We start from the raw sequence: 16,133 nt of genomic DNA, 5'->3' as shown, positions 1-16,133 counted from the left end.
GGCTCCAGTTAAGCGTCTTGTGCATTTGGATCAAATATATTTACTACACTTTGTGACTCATCTGCAGCGCGCTGAATAGCAGTTTTAATACGTTTATAAGCCATACAGCGACAATAGTTACCATTCATATGGCTGACTATTTCTTCATCTGAAGGACTTGGGTTAGCTGCTAGTAATGTAGCAGCTTGCATTATTTGCCCCGACTGACAGTAACCGCACTGTGGTACTTGCTCTTCAACCCATGCTTTTTGAAGTGGGTGTTCGTTATTAAGCCCTTCAATTGTGGTAATGTTTTTTCCTGCAATTGCGCCAATTGGTAAAACACATGAGCGAGTTGCTTGCCCATCTAAATGCACCGTACACGCACCACACATTGCAATACCGCAACCAAACTTCGTACCTTTTAATCCAATTTCATCACGAATAACCCATAACAATGGTGTATCTTCACTTGCGTGTGATTCAACCACCTTGCCATTAATTGTAAACGTCACCATAGCTTGCCCCTTGATTAAGCTTTATAACCCGTGTTTAAATTATTTAATCTAAACGCAGGTTATAACAGTTAAGATTGTTGTAACTACTAATCCATAACACATATAGTTACCGCATCAGCTACATTAACAGCTAAGTACCATAACCACTGCACTAAAGCGTTAGCGCAGCTAAAACTTATTTTGCCCTACTAATACTTTTTCACTCATTTTTAGCTATAAAATTACTTAGCTGCTTTTGAGTATCGATGTCTACACTCGCACTACTTAAACTAATTGTATTAACGACCTCACTGCTGGAGCGCAGTAATTGCTGCGCACCTCTATCTGAAGTTAAGCTTGCAAGCTGAGATAAATCAACCGCTGGGAATATAGCGGGTACACCTAAACGCTCGCCATAGTTTGCGCACCAGCGCGATGAATTACGTTTAAAACCAGTAACTAGCTCACTTAAGTGCGCTACTTTGAGCTCAACCTGATCCGCAAGCATAAATAAAATCCCATCAAAGGACTTATTTTTAAACACAGTTTGAGAAGCTGTCGCGATTGAATGACCCAAACCTTGGCTCCATTGCTTGTTCTCAATCAGCTCTATGTTTTTATAACCTGCCAGTGCTCGCGCTACTTCTTTATGCCATGCCCCGGTAACTACATACACAGGTGTGTCATCAAGTGCTTGAAGTGTATTTACAGCATGCTCAATCATTGTTTGCCCTAAGCCCACATCGGCTATTAGCTTACAACCATCAAAACGAGATGATTGACCTGCTGCCAACACTACTTTTGCAATTAGCACGGCTCTTGCCCCCAATGGCTCAGTGATTGGGCATCTTTATCACACAGCACTGCATGTATTTCACTGATCAGCGATAGTGCAATACTCTCTGGCGAGTCGCCGCCTAAATTTAAACCGACAGGCCCAAAAACAGGAGACTTTATTTGTGAAACACGCGTATTTGCGTGCTCTAAAACTTGTTCACGTCTGTGCTTAGGACCTAATAACCCTATATATTTAAACGGAACATCTTTAAATTGAGCCAACGTACTGGCGTCAAGTTCAACGCTGTGAGCCATTAAAATAGTCGCATCGACTTTATCGGTTATGCAATATTCTTTTAACTCACTCGGTGTGATGCGCAAAATAGCATCTGCATTTTTAAAATATTGTCTTTTTGCATTAGCCGCGCGTGTATCCCATACCGTTACACTCCAACCAAGTTGTTTGGCAAATGTATAAACCGGAACTGCATCTGCTCCACCACCTACTATTAATAGATGGGGCGGTGGATAAATAGAGGTTTGCAAGCACGTAGCGCCTTGTAATTCTACCAACTGCGCTTTGCGGTTCATTGATAAGCCATGCAACTCATCATTTTGCGAAAATACACCACTACCGGCTGGCAAAATGGGGCTTACTTGTTGAAGATATCGCCCTGGTCTATTCTCATTAAGTGCTTTAGATACAAGCTCTAATTGTAAATAGTCATTAGCTTTGTGAATGGGCTGCAGTAAAATATGTACTATGCCCCCACAACCAATGCCAAGTTGGAATGTTAAATCGTCTTCATCGGTGGCATCATAACTAATGGTTTTACTGCTTAAACTACTCATTACTTGTTTAGCATGGCGTTGTATGTCAGCTTCTAAACAGCCACCCGAAAGCATCCCCAAGCGCTCGCCTAGGCTCGAAATAAGCATCATAGCCCCTAGCTTTCTGTAACTAGAGCCTTCAATTTTGTACAAAGTAGCTAAAACCCATTCTTGGTTATCCCTGTTGGGATACCAAGTGTTTAAGATACTTTTCAAATCTGTAACCATATATTGCCCTTTAAAAAGCATTTTTGCGTTTAAAAACAAATCAGCCTAAACAGCTAATTTAAAACTTAATAATTCACGCACAATTTAATTTTCTATTATATCGTTTAAGGTCTCAATTAACTCATCAAATTGATCATTAACGCTTTGGCGTTGTTTATCATTTAGAGTTGAGTTTAATTCGTAGAGTAAATTTATATATAAATCTAAGTTTGCTTCATTGCTTTTCAATAGTGCGTCGCTCATATATAGTTCGCGCTCTTTAATAACTGTACTCAACTGATTTATAAATTCTTTTTTTGTTATTTCAACATTTTCAAATACCTGTTTGGCTGCATTCAAACGGGTTTGTTTGTATTCCAACCACAACATTCCAGAGTCTTGATGTTGCTCATTAGTTGATTTAATCAGCGCTTTTTGTTGTTTATTAAGCTTGCCGATCCACTGCTCGTAGTATTCAAATTGCTCTTCCAAACGCTCACTTTTTCGCTCAAGCGGGGTTTGTTCGTCAAACTCTTCACGTTCGTCGTTAATTTTTATTTGAATATTGTTTAAAAGTTCTTCTCTTTGCTCACTTGATAAGGTTGCCCCAAGCTCTGCTAAAGGCATGTGCGCGTATTCGAGTAAGTTTTGCCAATGCTTTTTAGCAAAAACCACCTGCTCTTTTAACTGATCGTTGCTTAGTGTGTTGTTAAAAAGTGCCTTAATATTTTGGATGTCTTGTTTGTAAGCTGGTAGCTGCGTACTTCTATGCCATGCTTGAGTCGTGTTAATGATCTGTTTGAGCTGCTTATTTTGTGTTTTATTTAAATCAATATAATCATCTACCCAAAATGACGAAAGCCAGCTCAAGTTGTTATAAGTAAATGAGGCTGAACAACTACACAAAAATACCATGCTGATAGCAAAGCATGCATTTATCACTTTTTTAGTTTTTAGGTTATTAAGCATCACTTTCCTTATTTAAAATTTTATACTCATGAAAATCTTATTTGATAATAATTATCATTAAGCATTGACTTGCGCGGTAATCTAACTAATAATCATTATCAGAAACAAAGTGTACCGACCTCAGTGCCTATGGAAGAATATTCAGCAAGGATGCTGACACATTAAAAGAAGAACGTGCCGCTTCGTGTTATTGCTTACTCGACCCAAGTAATAGCACCAAATATCACATTTACTTGCTACATTGCTCATATTAGTGACGGTTAATATGACTCAAAAAAGCCCTAACGGGCTTTTTTTATATCTTTAAATTTTCTATAAAATCTGTATCTTACACTTCTTAAACTCATTTACTTACCTTGAAAGTCCACCGCGGTGTTATTTACATTTTATACGCACGATCTTATAAGGTGCCGCCTTGCGTTTACACTAAAGCTGGCGTAAAACATAACAGTAGACCCCTTTTTTGCATCTATTTATAGTAGCCGATCTAGTCTTTACATAAATGTATTGGGTATTAAACGTTTATAATGTGCAAATAGTGCAAAAATTTAATAAATTAGCATTTAACTATGGCCTGTTGAACTTTTAGGATTAAAATTTGTTCTATCTAGGCGCTATTTAATCGCCGCGCAAAGTTTGTAGCTTAGTAAGCTCATTAAAAAACCGAGCAGCAAAGAGCAAACCGCCTCAAGGGCGAGCCTAAATAGCAGTGGGTGTTTAACCTAAAAAATGTACTGGCTCTAAAATCTATCGAAACTATTACTAATTGGAGACATTAATATGTCACAGTTTAATCTAAAAGCACTCGTTCTTGCTGGCGTTTTACTTGCCAGCCCTTTTGCTCATGCAACATTAGAAGATGGCATAAGAGCAGCTAACGAAGGTGAATTTGCAGTCGCCCTAAAAGAATTCCAATACCTAGCAGATAAAGGCTTTGCGCCAGGAATTTACGAACTAGCCAAATTATACGAAGGTGGATACGGTGTAACACGCGATTACCGCAAAGCAGCTGCACTTTATCAACAAGGCGTTAAAAAAAACCATGCTGATTCGATGTTTGCTCTAGCGGTTTTATACGATGAAGGTAAAGGCGTTAAACTTGATCATCAAATGGCAGTTACCTTATTTGAAAAAGCAGCTAAGAAGAATTTACCTGCAGCTCAATTTAATTTGGGCGTAATGTACGCTAATGGCGTGGGTGTTACACGAGACTATGAAGCGGCACGTAACTGGTACGAAAAAGCAGCTGCAAACAATTACTCTTTAGCGCAATTTAATTTAGCCCTCATGTATTTTGAAGGACTAGGTATGCCAAAAGATCTAGAAAAGTCATATATTTGGAATACTATCGCTGAGTACAACGGTAATATGCAAGCGAGTCATAGCCGTAAACTTGATGAGCGTAAAATGCTGCCTAAAGAAATTGAAGAAGCTAAAGAAAAAGCCGATGCCATTTATGCAAAAATACAAGTGGGTACCTATGCTGGCGAAGGTCGCTTATTTTAGAGTTTAAGACCGTAACTTTAAACTAATCTAAAAAAGGCTGAATTACATAACGTAATTCAGCCTTTTTTATATATCTGATTTAGCAAGTTAAAAATCTATTTTACTTTACCAAATCAACATACTCTTATTTTATGTAAAGCCACTTTAGAAGCTTAATAATAAGTTTGCTTTGTTTTAGTAGCATAACAATGCGAGGATTAAACGAGCCCGATACTAACGTATTTTTAGCATGGCTAAACGTTAAAAACCCTTCTATGCCATGATAATGCCCCATTCCTGAATGCCCTACACCACCAAAGGGAGCATCATCAGCAGTTACTTGCACTAAGGTGTCGTTTATTGCCACAGTGCCACTGATTGTTTGCTTCATAATGTATTCTTGAGCGTGCTTATCTTGGCCTAAAATATAAAGCGCTAATGGGTGGTGATGAGCTTTAATATAGTCAATTACAGTGTCGAGCTTTTCATAACTCATTATTGGCAGTATTGGACCAAATAACTCATCTTGCATAAGCTGCATTTCGTCAGTTACTTGAGTCACTAAATGCAGCCCCATACGATGCTTTTCTTCGTCTTGCTGATTGTGTTCAAGTGGCTTAATAATGTTTGCACCCAGTTCTTGGGCTTGCTCTAAGTAGGTTGCTAAACGTTTATAGTGTGCATCGCTAATAATAGAGGTTAAGTTTTTACCTTCAACACCCTCTTTAAAGTGTTTTTTATACAGCTCGCATAATTGCTGAATAAGCTGATGCTCAAGCTCTTGGGGTACAAATACGTAGTCGGGTGCAACGCATATTTGCCCTGCATTGGCCATCTTGCCAAACAGTAAAGCTTGTGCCGCTTTTTTAATATCGGCATTTTGCGTAATTACAACTGGCGATTTACCACCGAGTTCAAGCGTTACCGGCGTTAAGTTACGACTTGCTGACTCCATTACTAATTTACCTACGTTCGTTGAACCCGTAAATAATAAATGAGCAAATGGCAGTGATGAAAACTGTGCGGCTACGTCGCTACCGCCTTGTATTATTTTACAATGCGCTTGCATGTCGTCTTTAAATATTTTTTCGATAACGGCGTTTGTATACGGTGTAAACTCGCTTAATTTAAGCATGACTCTATTACCAGCGGCTATGGCGGTAAGCACAGGTACTAACGCTAGCTGAATCGGGTAATTCCACGGTGCAATAATACCAACCACACCTTTGGGCTGATAATTAACACTTACTTTTGAAGGCCATAAGCTTAAACCTACAGAGCGATTACTTGGCTTTACCCATTTTGGTAATTTTTTAATAATGTGCGCGAGTGTTTGCACTGTAGGTAATATATCGCCGAGTAAGGTATCGAAAGCGGTTCTGTAACCAAAGTCTTTTGAAGCAGCATCCACTAGCTCTTGCTCAAGCTCAACAATACGTACACGGAGTTTTTTCAATAAAACGAGACGTTTATCAAGTGGCAAGTAAGGCATTTCGAGAAAGCTTTTTTGCAATTCATCAAATTGGGGAATTAAAGGCATTGCCTGTGATGTCTCAGTGCTCAAAATAGGTTACTCAATTTTTAAAGTTATTAACGACTATAACCTTGTTCTGTTTTTCGAGCAATAACACTAATTATCTAAAAAAGAGCTTCTTAGGCAATATAAATAAGCATAAAGAGTAGCTTTGTTTAAATTGTAAATATAAACAAAACTACTCTGGTAATAGGTTGGTTGGAACTAATTTAGTTCAGCTTTAAAAGCCAAATACTTGGGCTGCAATCGTCATTGTAACCAGCGTAATTAATACAATAGCCACAATGTTTAGCACAAACCCCGCTCTTATCATGTCGCGTATTTGAATTTGCCCTGAGCCAAACACAATAGCATTTGGTGGTGTCGCTACCGGCATCATAAATGCACAACTACACGCTATAGCTGCAGGAATAACCCAAACCAATGGTGAACCTGTTATAGACTCTGCAACGGGCCCTAACAAAGGAAGAAAGCCTGCTGCAGTTGCTGTATTGCTTGTGATCTCAGTTAAAAACGTAATTAATGCCACAACAACAAGTACACTCATAACAAGTGGAATAGTGCTAGCGCCTTCAATTAGGTGAGCAATAAATTCAGCAAGCCCTGATGACTTAATTTGAGATGCAAGTGTAAGCCCGCCACCAAATAATAATAAAACGCCCCACGGCACTTTAGCTGCGCTTTCCCAATCAAGGATACGCTCATCTTTGCCTTTATTCGCTGGCATTACAAACAACAGCAATGCCGCTGCAATTGCAATAGTAGTATCTGAAATATTAAGACCTGTTATGTCACCTAATAAAGGTCTAAATATCCAACACAGTGCTGCTAAAACAAACACAAATAACACGCCTTTTTCCGCGCGCTGCATTATACCTAGGCTTTTTAACTGCGTTGAAAACACCGCTTTTGTATCAATTTTTTGATCGTTTTTAATATTAGCATCTACTTTATACGCAAATTTAGTAAGCCAAACCCAGCTAATAATTAGCATGCCTAAAGACAGTGGTACGCCTACAATCATCCATTGCGCAAAGCCAATTTCTATTTGGTAACTATCTGACAAGTAAGCAGCCATTAAAGCATTAGGCGGAGTACCTATTAAGGTAGCAATACCACCAATACTTGCACCATAAGCGATTGATAACAGTAAAGCCTTACCAAAGCCTTCATTACTCGGGTCTGATTGCTTAACTAAATTAGTAATTGAAAGCGCAATAGGCAGCATCATTACAGCTGTTGCGGTATTAGACATCCACATTGACAAAAATGCGGTTACCAGCATCATGGCTAAAATTTGCAAGCTTGGCTTTTTACCCGCATATAACATGGTGCTTAGCGCAATACGTTTATGTAAGCCCCAACGCTCCATAGCAATAGAAATTAAAAAACCACCTAAAAATAAAAATATTAGCGGGTGCGCATACGGGGCAGCTACGCTTTTAATTGCTGCTATATCAGCAAGTGGTGATATTACCAGAGGGAGCAAAGCAGTTGCTGGAATTGGTACTACTTCGCTCACCCACCACGATGCCATCCAAAATGCTAAACCTGCGGTTTTAAATGCCGCTACAGACATACCCGTTGGTGGATCGAGTAAACATGTCAATAGCATTACTACAGGGCCTAGTATCAAAAAAAGCCATTGGAAATGTCTTTTCTTATCTGGTTTTTGCGTGAGTATATTATCTGTCATGGCAGGCCTCTAAAATTTGTATTTAAGACCAAGCGCAACACTGCTGTCGTCTTGTTCTTCTAAATTAAGGTCGGTGTATAAAAGGTAAGCAGTTGTTTGCTTATCAAATACATAGTCAAGGCCCGTAGTCCATTGCGTTGCCTCAGAAGTTTGACGAAGTAAAGAGTCATCTTTAGCAAACTGTAATTTAGGTACCCATTTATCAAGCGTATAGCTTGCACTTAACACATAACCGTTACCTGATTTTATACCATCTGTTGATTCAGAATGCTGATACAGTGCACCAAGCTGTAATTGTTCAAATTTATAGGCTGCTGCTATTCGGCTCGCATTAATATTATTGAGAGAATCAACATGGCTTAATGATAAGTAATATGAGGTGTTTTTTAAGCTACGATCACCATAAATAAAGGTTGCTGCAAATCCAGCTTCGTTATCTTTGTTGTCGTCTTTTGGAGCATAAGTAAACGAAAATTGCGTATTATGCCAATGCTTAGAAGTGTATGTTAGCGTATCACCCAGTCTATCTTGTCCTGCAATAACTTGAGCTATGTCACCTTGGGTTTCATTAAAGTTATCAACTTTGCCTTCAGAGTATTTAAAGCGAGTATCATTTCTTCCCACTACAAGCTCGCCAAATTGACCTTTTAAACCAAGGTATGTATTCCTTGCACTAAATGGCTCTTCGGTGTCATCTTGCTCAAAGCCTTTTACTTGCACTTCGTATTTAAAAACAACGTTTAAATATTCATTTAATTTGTGTTGCCCTTGAATACCTATACGCGAAAATGGCGCTTCAATCTGCGTGCCTTCTTCTGCGTAACGCATAATACCCGTATCTGTATTAGCAATTTGCACTTCGGCTTTACCATAAACATCATATTCAGTAGCGCAAGCCGTGTACGAGTAAAAAGCAAAGCTACTTATTGAGGTGAGTAAAATAGTAGAGTGTGTAAACTTTATCATTATGTGTCCTAATTATTAGAATCTACTTGTTGTCAGACCTAATAAGGCAACTTTACTGCCAATGGTAAAATACTTTTATATTTCAGATAATTAATGGGTATTGCGTATAAAAAAGAGAATAAATGTGCGGTTTCCCACACACCATAAAAACGAAGTTGTCACATAAACCACACAATTTAGTCAATAAACATATCGCGGTTTAAATTGTATTTACTCATTTTATCGTAAAGGGTTTTACGAGCGATTTGCAGTGTATCCATCGTATTTTTAATACTGCCATGGTTACGCTCTAGGGCTTCTTCTATTAACGACTGCTCATAAAAAGCAACTTTTTCAGATAGGCTTAAATCGGGAGAAAGCTCACCTTTAGCCTGCGTTTTGCTAACACTAAAAGCAAGTTCTACTCCTAATAAAACCGCGCGCTCAGCTTGGTTTCTAAGCTCCCTTACATTACCAGGCCAGTCGTACGCTAAGAGTCGCTGTTGTATTTCGCTATTAAGAGGTGCTGGCGGCTTGTGATAGCGTGTTGCTGCAATAGAGCTAAAATGCTTAAACAGTAATACTATATCTGCTTTGCGAGCTCTAAGAGGCGGTATATCTACTTTTACCAAGCTTAGTCGATAATATAAATCTGCTCTAAATTCACCTTTTTCAACTAATAAAAGCAAATCTACTTTAGTGGCTGCAACAATTCTTATATCTAACTCAATTGCTTTATTATCACCTACTGGAGTTACTTTTCGCTCCTCTAATACGCGTAATAATTTAACCTGCAACGACATTGGGGTACTTTCTATTTCATCTAAAAAAACTGTACCACCTTGTGCAAATTCAAACTTTCCCTTACGAGTGTGAGTTGCTCCGGTATAGGCACCACTTGCAGCACCAAACAACTCGCTTTCTATCAACTGCTCAGGCACCGCGCCGCAATTTATAGCAACAAAGTTACTTGCTGAGCGAATACTTTGATCGTGTAAGTAACGCGCTACAAGCTCTTTACCCGTGCCAGTTTCACCTTCAATCATTACATCAGCTGGGGTATCAATAACCGTATTGAGTAAATGCATCATATCTTGCATTTTAGGAGTATCACCCAGTATTCGTACACCCGGCGCTGAGGTTTTTTGTACAGCAAGTTTTAGTGCACGATTTTGAATCACTAAGCTACGCTTGTCGCATGCTCTTGCTATGCAATCAAGCAATGTTTCGTTTACTGGTTTTTCAAATAAGTCATACGCGCCTAATTGCATAGCTTTAACAGCAATAGTTACATCGGCGTACCCTGTTAAAAATATAACAGGCAGTTCACTATCAAATGCCGTGACTTGCTCAAGCAAAGTTAGCCCATCCATTGCAGGCATATTTATGTCACTCAGTACAACGCCCATAAAACGTCGATTAAGCTTTGTTAGAGCCGTACTTGCATCATTAAAGCACTCAACTGTGTAGCCTTCGAGAGTAAGTAATTGCTTTAATGAATCTCTGATCATCGCTTCATCATCAACTACAATGATGTGCTTACACGGTGAGTTTTCAATCATCTGTATTATCCTGCGCGCTTGATAGACTGATTATAAACTCAGCCCCGCCTTGCAGTCGATTGTGCGCGCTTAAAGAGCCATTAAACGAGTTAATGATTTGTTTTGAAATAGATAATCCAAGGCCTAAGCCGTTACTCTCTTTAGTACTATAAAAAGGTTCGAAAATATTACCAAAAGCATGTTGCTCTATTCCAGGCCCTGTATCTAAAATTGAGAGTTTTACTCGGTTATCAAAACACTCAACATTAAAACTTAATTTACGTATTATTGCGCCATTCATAGCTTGGCTCGCGTTAGTTATTAAGTTTACCAACACTTGCTCAAATTTCAGTGAATCAACCCACACTATTAACCCACTATCTAAATTAGGCTGCTCTACGTGTACGTTATCTTGCTTTAGTTGTGAGCTGGCAATCATCAAGGCGTTATTTAATAAACCAGCTAACGGATAAGGCCTTAATTGAGTTTGTGATGGTTTACTAAAATGTTTTAGCTGCCCCACTATTTTGTGTACGCGACCTACAAGCCCCTCAATCACAGTTATACTTTCGCCAAGTGCGGTGTAATTTTGCTTAGCGAGTAAACGTTTGGCGCTTGCTAGGTAAGTATTCATAGCGCTAAGGGGCTGGTTTATTTCGTGATTAATACCTGCGCTTAACTGCCCAATTGTTGCAAGTTTTGCTGATTGAACTAATGCAACTTGCGTTTTCTCAAGCTCTTGTGTGCGCTCAATCACTTTTTGCTCAAGACTATGCCTAGAGTAAACGAGCTTTTTATAACCCGCAAAACGAGCAAGTAAGCTATAACCAACAATCATAACTAAAGCATAAATACTAAATGCCCAAAACAAGCGTATTAATTGAGCTGAATTTACTTTTGTAATATCAACAAGTACGTTCATATGTGCACTAAAGTAACGCAATGGTTTTGTCGCACTCACATAAAGGTTTTTATTAATTTTGAAATGCGAAATACCCTGGCTCTTATATTGAAATTGCTTAATATATACAGGTTGATGATCTAAATAGGCACGGCGTAATTTTATATTACGTCGCTTTGTTATATCAAACTCGCTGAAGCTATTTAAACGCCATGTTTGCATATCAGACATCGCAATTACATTATCACTAAGCTCTAAATAAAAATGGCTACCTTTAGATGTATTTAAAAGCTCTCTGTCGTTTTCAAATTTGCTTACATTCACTTTTAATACAACAACACCAACCGCTTTGTTGTCGTGATAAACAGCCTGCGAAAAATAAATGCCACGCTCTTTTGAGCGCATACCTAGTGCAAAATAGGCCACTTTTTCACCTGCAAATGCACGCTTAAAATATGGTCTAAAGGCAAAGTTACTGCCTAAAAATGTGTAATCGGCTTGCCAGTTACTACTTGCCGTTACTGCGCCTTGGGCATTCAGTACAAATATATCTGATGCACCGCTAGCTTGTTGTATATCAGCTAAGTAGTTATTTATAGCGTTGTAATGGGCTTGGTCGCCGTTTGCAAATTCAATCATTAACTGATTATAAGTAAGTAGCTGGGGAATAGCCGAAAAACGAGCGAGTTCAGTATCAATGTAATTATTTAATTGAGTAACCTGACGCTGCGCTTGAGCTGTTGCTTTTTCAATATCGTGAGCGCGGCCTACCCAAAATGTAACAACCAAAATTAATACTAATAATATACATACTGTAATTATTTTTTTAGAAAACGTAAACATGGCCTACCCGAGAAATAGCCTAAAAATTTAAGGTCGCTAGTGTAACGACTTATATAAGGCAGGGATATAAACTTTTTGTTAACAAATGAATTTAATTATACTTGTTAATTAAATTTAGTCCCAAAAACAAAAAACACCGCAAACAGTTGTGCTTGCAGTGTTTAAGGTTTAGAACAAAATTAATACGTTATTAATTTGTAGCTAAAGCTGATCTGTTTTTTAGGTATTTGTATAAACCAATTAATGAAGCAGCTATCCAAAATATTTCTATCACAAAGCTCGCTAAATTAAAGTTATAACAAAGGCTAATTAACAACAAAATCGCCCCTGTTAAATTCATCATATTATACGTTAGGCTAGATGGAGACGTTTTTCCTAGCTGCAGTAAGAAAAATGAACCAACTACTAAAAAAGTACCTGTCATACCTATGATGTCAAATAAGAGTGCTATCACGAAACTATCCTTTATCCATTTTTAAATAACCCAATAAACTGGCCCGATCCATGGGGAGGGTATTTTTTCATTCATTGAAACAGCAAACCGGGCGATTCTATCAATATGGTAAATTCTAACAAGGCCATATGTCCGTATGAAGAAATTTTACTGTATCTGAATTATTTAAAAGTTACTTTGCCACCAATTATTTTATAGGCAGGTGCACCACGAATAATCGCTTCTCGGGCAAAAGGCCGACTACAGTTAGGGCAAATACAGGGCTCGTGTGTAAAGTCTTGACTAATACGCTCTTTAAAACACTTAACTAATGCTCCTTTGCCTCCTTTTCGATATTTAAATAAGGAAGCTTTACAAGCAGAGCAAAAAATATCGACCGTTTTAGTGGGGCCTTTTTTATTAGGTTTTGCCATTAAGTCCTGCTGTACTATATAAAAAATTATTCTTTATGATACCAGTTTATAGCAATTCGTTTAATTAAGTGATCTATTTAGAGGGTAGAAAAACGTGTTGATAGCTAGGCGAAAATTCGCTATTTAACTGTTCTAAATGAGAATTTTTTAACACAGGGAGCGACACATTTAGCCTCGCAAAATGATTAGGTATTATTGCTTATTGGTATTAGGTAGATAAAGGTGACCACTGGGTTGTAAAATTTTTACGCGGTATGGATACTAAAGTGAGCTCATAATAATTTAATGATGATGAAAAATGTAACCTAATCTTTGAAAAAGAAGCGGTTTAATTGAGATGATAGTACATTCATGTTAAAAGGTTTGATTATAAACCCCGATACTTTAGCTGCAATAACTTGCTTAACTTTATCTGTACTATCCTCACAGGTAACCATCAACACAGGAATATCGGCAAGGGCTCTGTCTTTTCGAATGTTTGTGAGTAAATCAACGCCATCCATTTTTGGCATATGAAGATCTGTAATAACCAAATCGAAATGCTGGTCACGTAATAAAGCCAAAGCTTGTAATCCATCTGTAGCTTCAACGATATTGCAATACTCCAATTTTCTTAGCATATTAATTAAAACATGACGCATGAGCGGCATATCATCAACAACTAATATTTTCATTAATACCGCTACCAAATCATGTAAATACGATTATATAAACCTACTCTACTCTCAGGTAAGAATCAAACTGGGCATTAACGGCTACTCAACCCTTACGGCCAAATACCTAAGATAAGCCCCATTAACGAAAACTGTAAAATACAGTAACTCCCATTAATTAAAAATAGTTTTAAAGGCCGTTGCTCAAATATATAACTTAATCCTAGTGAACTACTGATCCAAAAAAAGCCGATTACAAAGCCTGTTCCTACACACTCAACTAAACTTGCGTCTTTACCTAAAAATAGAGACAACATTAAAGCCGCTATAAATACTAAAAAGAAGCTGCCGCCAAATATCAACTTGGGATTGGCTGATTGTAAATCAAGGTCAGTTAAGCCAATACTTTCTAGCCAAGCGTTTTTAAAGAGTGCTTTTGAGTACCATATGCCGCCAAGCATAAAAGAAGACAGTGCAGCCACCAGTATTGCAAAATAATCTACATCTAAAAGGTTCATACAAATAGCCGTATACAAAATGTGTAATACCGTTTGGTATTAAATATTAACGGTATAAAGATACTCTCAATGTAGTTACAAATAAGGTATTGAGCAAATTGCTTAACTTGAGTTAATTGCCTTTATGGAGAGTGATTTTAAAAATAAAGGCTATAAATCGCCAAATTTAGCGTCAGTTAACGCCGCTAAATTAGTTGGGGAGAGTGCGATTTCTAAACCTCGCTTTCCGGCGCTCACATAAATAGTATCAAAAAGTGAAGCACTACTATGAATAAACGTAGCTAAGCGTTTTTTTTGCCCAAGTGGACTTACTCCACCTAAAATATAACCAGTGCTAGCTTGAACTTTTTGCGGGGCAGCCATGGCTACTTTTTTGGCACCACATAATTTTGCTAACTGTTTTAAGTTAACTTGTTGCGACACAGGAGTAACAGCAACAATTAGCTGCCTTTCATGCGTTTCAAAAACGAGAGTTTTATATACTTGGGCGCTATCTAAATTTAACTTTTCAACAGCTTCAAGCCCATATTGACTATTACCTGCATCGTGTTCGTAACTGAGTACTTCAAAGGGGATTTTTTGTTTTTTAAGTAATTCGATTGCTGGGGTCATACTATTTAATCGTGTTTTTTTTAACAGTAACAAAAATAAAATTTAAAGCAAAAAAAACGACGCTAAAAAGCGCCGTTTCATTATTAATAATAATTTAAATTTACTTAGTTAAATCATCAAAAAACTTTTTAACACCGTCAAAAAAGCCTTGCTCTTTAGGACGGTTTTTCGAGCTATCTGTACCCATACTTTCATCTAACTCTTGCAGTAGTTCACGTTGACGCTCGTTAAGATTAACTGGCGTTTCGATTACTACCTTACAAATTAGATCGCCTTGGGCACCACTTCGAACAGACTTAACGCCTTTGCCACGCATACGGAACATTTTGCCCGTTTGCGTTTCAGAAGGTATTTTAAGTTTTGCACGACCATCAAGTGTTGGCACCTGAATTTCGCCACCAAGACCTGCTGTTGTAAAGCTAATTGGTACTTCACAGTATAAATTATTTGCTTCACGTACAAATATTTCATGTTCGCGAACAGATACTTGCACGTACAAGTCGCCAGATGGCGCGCCGTGTATTCCGGCTTCACCTTCACCAGTTAAGCGGATACGGTCTCCAGTATCAACGCCAGCTGGAATTTTAACTGAAAGCGTTTTAGTTTTTTCTACGCGGCCCTGACCATGACATTTGTTACAAGGGTCTGAAATAATCTGACCTTGTCCCTGACACGTTGGACACGTTTGCTGAACAGCAAAGAAACCTTGGCGCATTTGTACTTGGCCAGCACCATGACACGTAGTACATGTTTTAGGCTTTGAACCTGCTTTAGCACCACTGCCATCACACGGCTCACAACCCACCCATGTTGGTACTTTAATTTCAACTTCTTTACCACGAACCGCTTCTTCTAAGCTCAAGTCCATGTTGTAACGTAAGTCAGAACCACGTTGTTGACGAGATTGACGTCGACCACCGCCGCCACCAAAAATATCGCCAAATACGTCACCAAATACATCACCAAAATCGCCATGACCGCCACCAAAGCCGCCATGACCACCGCCACCGCCTTGCTCAAATGCCGCGTGACCATGTTGGTCATACATTTGGCGTTTTTGAGGATCAGTTAAAATCTCGTAAGCTTCTTTAACTTCTTTAAATTTAGTTTCAAGCTCTTTATCGCCTGCGGTACGATCTGGATGATATTTCATCGCTAAGCGTTTATACGCTTTTTTTATGTCTCGCTCACTCGCATCTTTGCTTACGCCGAGGGCTTCGTAATAATCGCGTTTTGACATATCTATCACACTACTCTTTTCTGTTTGCAGCGTGAGCT

Annotated in this window: 16 protein-coding genes; 1 reads left to right on the top strand and 15 read right to left on the bottom strand. The window is 38.4% G+C overall.

From position 1 onward, the window contains the following. Positions 1-8: 8 nt before the first annotated feature. The 4 genes from H5087_RS03275 to H5087_RS03260 form a co-directional block, all read right to left on the bottom strand. Positions 9-497, bottom strand: coding sequence for a (2Fe-2S)-binding protein (locus tag H5087_RS03275; RefSeq protein ID WP_007582016.1), 489 nt, complete (start codon positions 495-497; stop codon positions 9-11). Positions 498-696: 199 nt separating this feature from the next. Next, entirely contained in the window at positions 697-1,290 is a 594-nt protein-coding gene (locus tag H5087_RS03270) for a nucleotidyltransferase family protein (protein ID WP_182671150.1), read from the bottom strand. Then, positions 1,284-2,312 (bottom strand): XdhC family protein, encoded by a 1,029-nt coding sequence (locus H5087_RS03265; RefSeq protein WP_182671149.1) that lies wholly within the window; start codon positions 2,310-2,312, stop codon positions 1,284-1,286. Before H5087_RS03265 ends, H5087_RS03270 begins: the two co-directional genes overlap by 7 nt. An 84-nt stretch (positions 2,313-2,396) precedes the next feature. After that, on the bottom strand, positions 2,397-3,260 hold the full coding sequence (locus tag H5087_RS03260) for a DUF6279 family lipoprotein (RefSeq protein WP_182671148.1): 864 nt from the start codon (positions 3,258-3,260) through the stop codon (positions 2,397-2,399). Positions 3,261-4,040: 780 nt separating this feature from the next. Between H5087_RS03260 and H5087_RS03255 the strand changes: the two genes are divergently transcribed. Further along, positions 4,041-4,766, top strand: coding sequence for a tetratricopeptide repeat protein (locus tag H5087_RS03255; RefSeq protein WP_149593050.1), 726 nt, complete (start codon positions 4,041-4,043; stop codon positions 4,764-4,766). A gap of 124 nt (positions 4,767-4,890) precedes the next feature. On the opposite strand, the gene H5087_RS03250 is transcribed toward H5087_RS03255, so the two are convergent. The 11 genes from H5087_RS03250 to dnaJ form a co-directional block, all read right to left on the bottom strand. Further along, positions 4,891-6,285 carry a coniferyl aldehyde dehydrogenase gene (locus H5087_RS03250; protein ID WP_404936093.1) on the bottom strand — a complete coding sequence of 465 codons (1,395 nt, stop codon included), beginning with the start codon at positions 6,283-6,285 and terminating at the stop codon, positions 4,891-4,893. A 214-nt stretch (positions 6,286-6,499) separates the two neighbouring features. Continuing rightward, positions 6,500-7,975, bottom strand: coding sequence for an SLC13 family permease (locus tag H5087_RS03245; protein ID WP_182671146.1), 1,476 nt, complete (start codon positions 7,973-7,975; stop codon positions 6,500-6,502). A 9-nt stretch (positions 7,976-7,984) separates the two neighbouring features. After that, positions 7,985-8,941, bottom strand: coding sequence for a porin (locus H5087_RS03240; protein WP_182671145.1), 957 nt, complete (start codon positions 8,939-8,941; stop codon positions 7,985-7,987). A 176-nt stretch (positions 8,942-9,117) separates the two neighbouring features. Next, the gene (locus H5087_RS03235) at positions 9,118-10,482 is read right to left on the bottom strand and encodes a sigma-54 dependent transcriptional regulator (RefSeq protein WP_002959078.1); all 1,365 of its coding nucleotides are present in this window, start codon (positions 10,480-10,482) and stop codon (positions 9,118-9,120) included. Continuing rightward, entirely contained in the window at positions 10,475-12,205 is a 1,731-nt protein-coding gene (locus H5087_RS03230; protein WP_182671144.1) for an ATP-binding protein, read from the bottom strand. The genes H5087_RS03235 and H5087_RS03230 overlap by 8 nt, the downstream gene beginning before the upstream one ends. A gap of 190 nt (positions 12,206-12,395) precedes the next feature. Then, positions 12,396-12,659, bottom strand: a complete 264-nt coding sequence (locus tag H5087_RS03225) for a hypothetical protein (RefSeq protein WP_024595558.1) — start codon at positions 12,657-12,659, stop codon at positions 12,396-12,398. 161 nt (positions 12,660-12,820) lie between these two features. Next, positions 12,821-13,072: a hypothetical protein gene (locus tag H5087_RS03220; protein ID WP_002959073.1), complete on the bottom strand. Its 252-nt coding sequence runs from the start codon at positions 13,070-13,072 to the stop codon at positions 12,821-12,823. A 305-nt stretch (positions 13,073-13,377) separates the two neighbouring features. Further along, a complete protein-coding gene (locus H5087_RS03215) occupies positions 13,378-13,746 on the bottom strand; it encodes a response regulator (protein ID WP_024595560.1) in 369 nt (122 codons plus the stop codon). 92 nt (positions 13,747-13,838) lie between these two features. Then, positions 13,839-14,243, bottom strand: coding sequence for a DUF1761 domain-containing protein (locus H5087_RS03210; protein WP_024595561.1), 405 nt, complete (start codon positions 14,241-14,243; stop codon positions 13,839-13,841). 150 nt (positions 14,244-14,393) lie between these two features. Further along, complete coding sequence (gene ybaK, locus H5087_RS03205) at positions 14,394-14,855, bottom strand: Cys-tRNA(Pro) deacylase (RefSeq protein ID WP_182671143.1); 462 nt, start codon at positions 14,853-14,855, stop codon at positions 14,394-14,396. A 100-nt stretch (positions 14,856-14,955) separates the two neighbouring features. Beyond that, complete coding sequence (gene dnaJ, locus H5087_RS03200; protein WP_182671235.1) at positions 14,956-16,095, bottom strand: molecular chaperone DnaJ; 1,140 nt, start codon at positions 16,093-16,095, stop codon at positions 14,956-14,958. Positions 16,096-16,133: the final 38 nt, after the last annotated feature.

It is taken from the genome of Pseudoalteromonas sp. SR43-7 (genome assembly GCF_014163785.1).
GTDB lineage: Bacteria > Pseudomonadota > Gammaproteobacteria > Enterobacterales > Alteromonadaceae > Pseudoalteromonas > Pseudoalteromonas distincta.
Note: the sequence above shows the minus strand (reverse complement) of the source record. Positions and strands in the feature narration are given on the sequence as shown.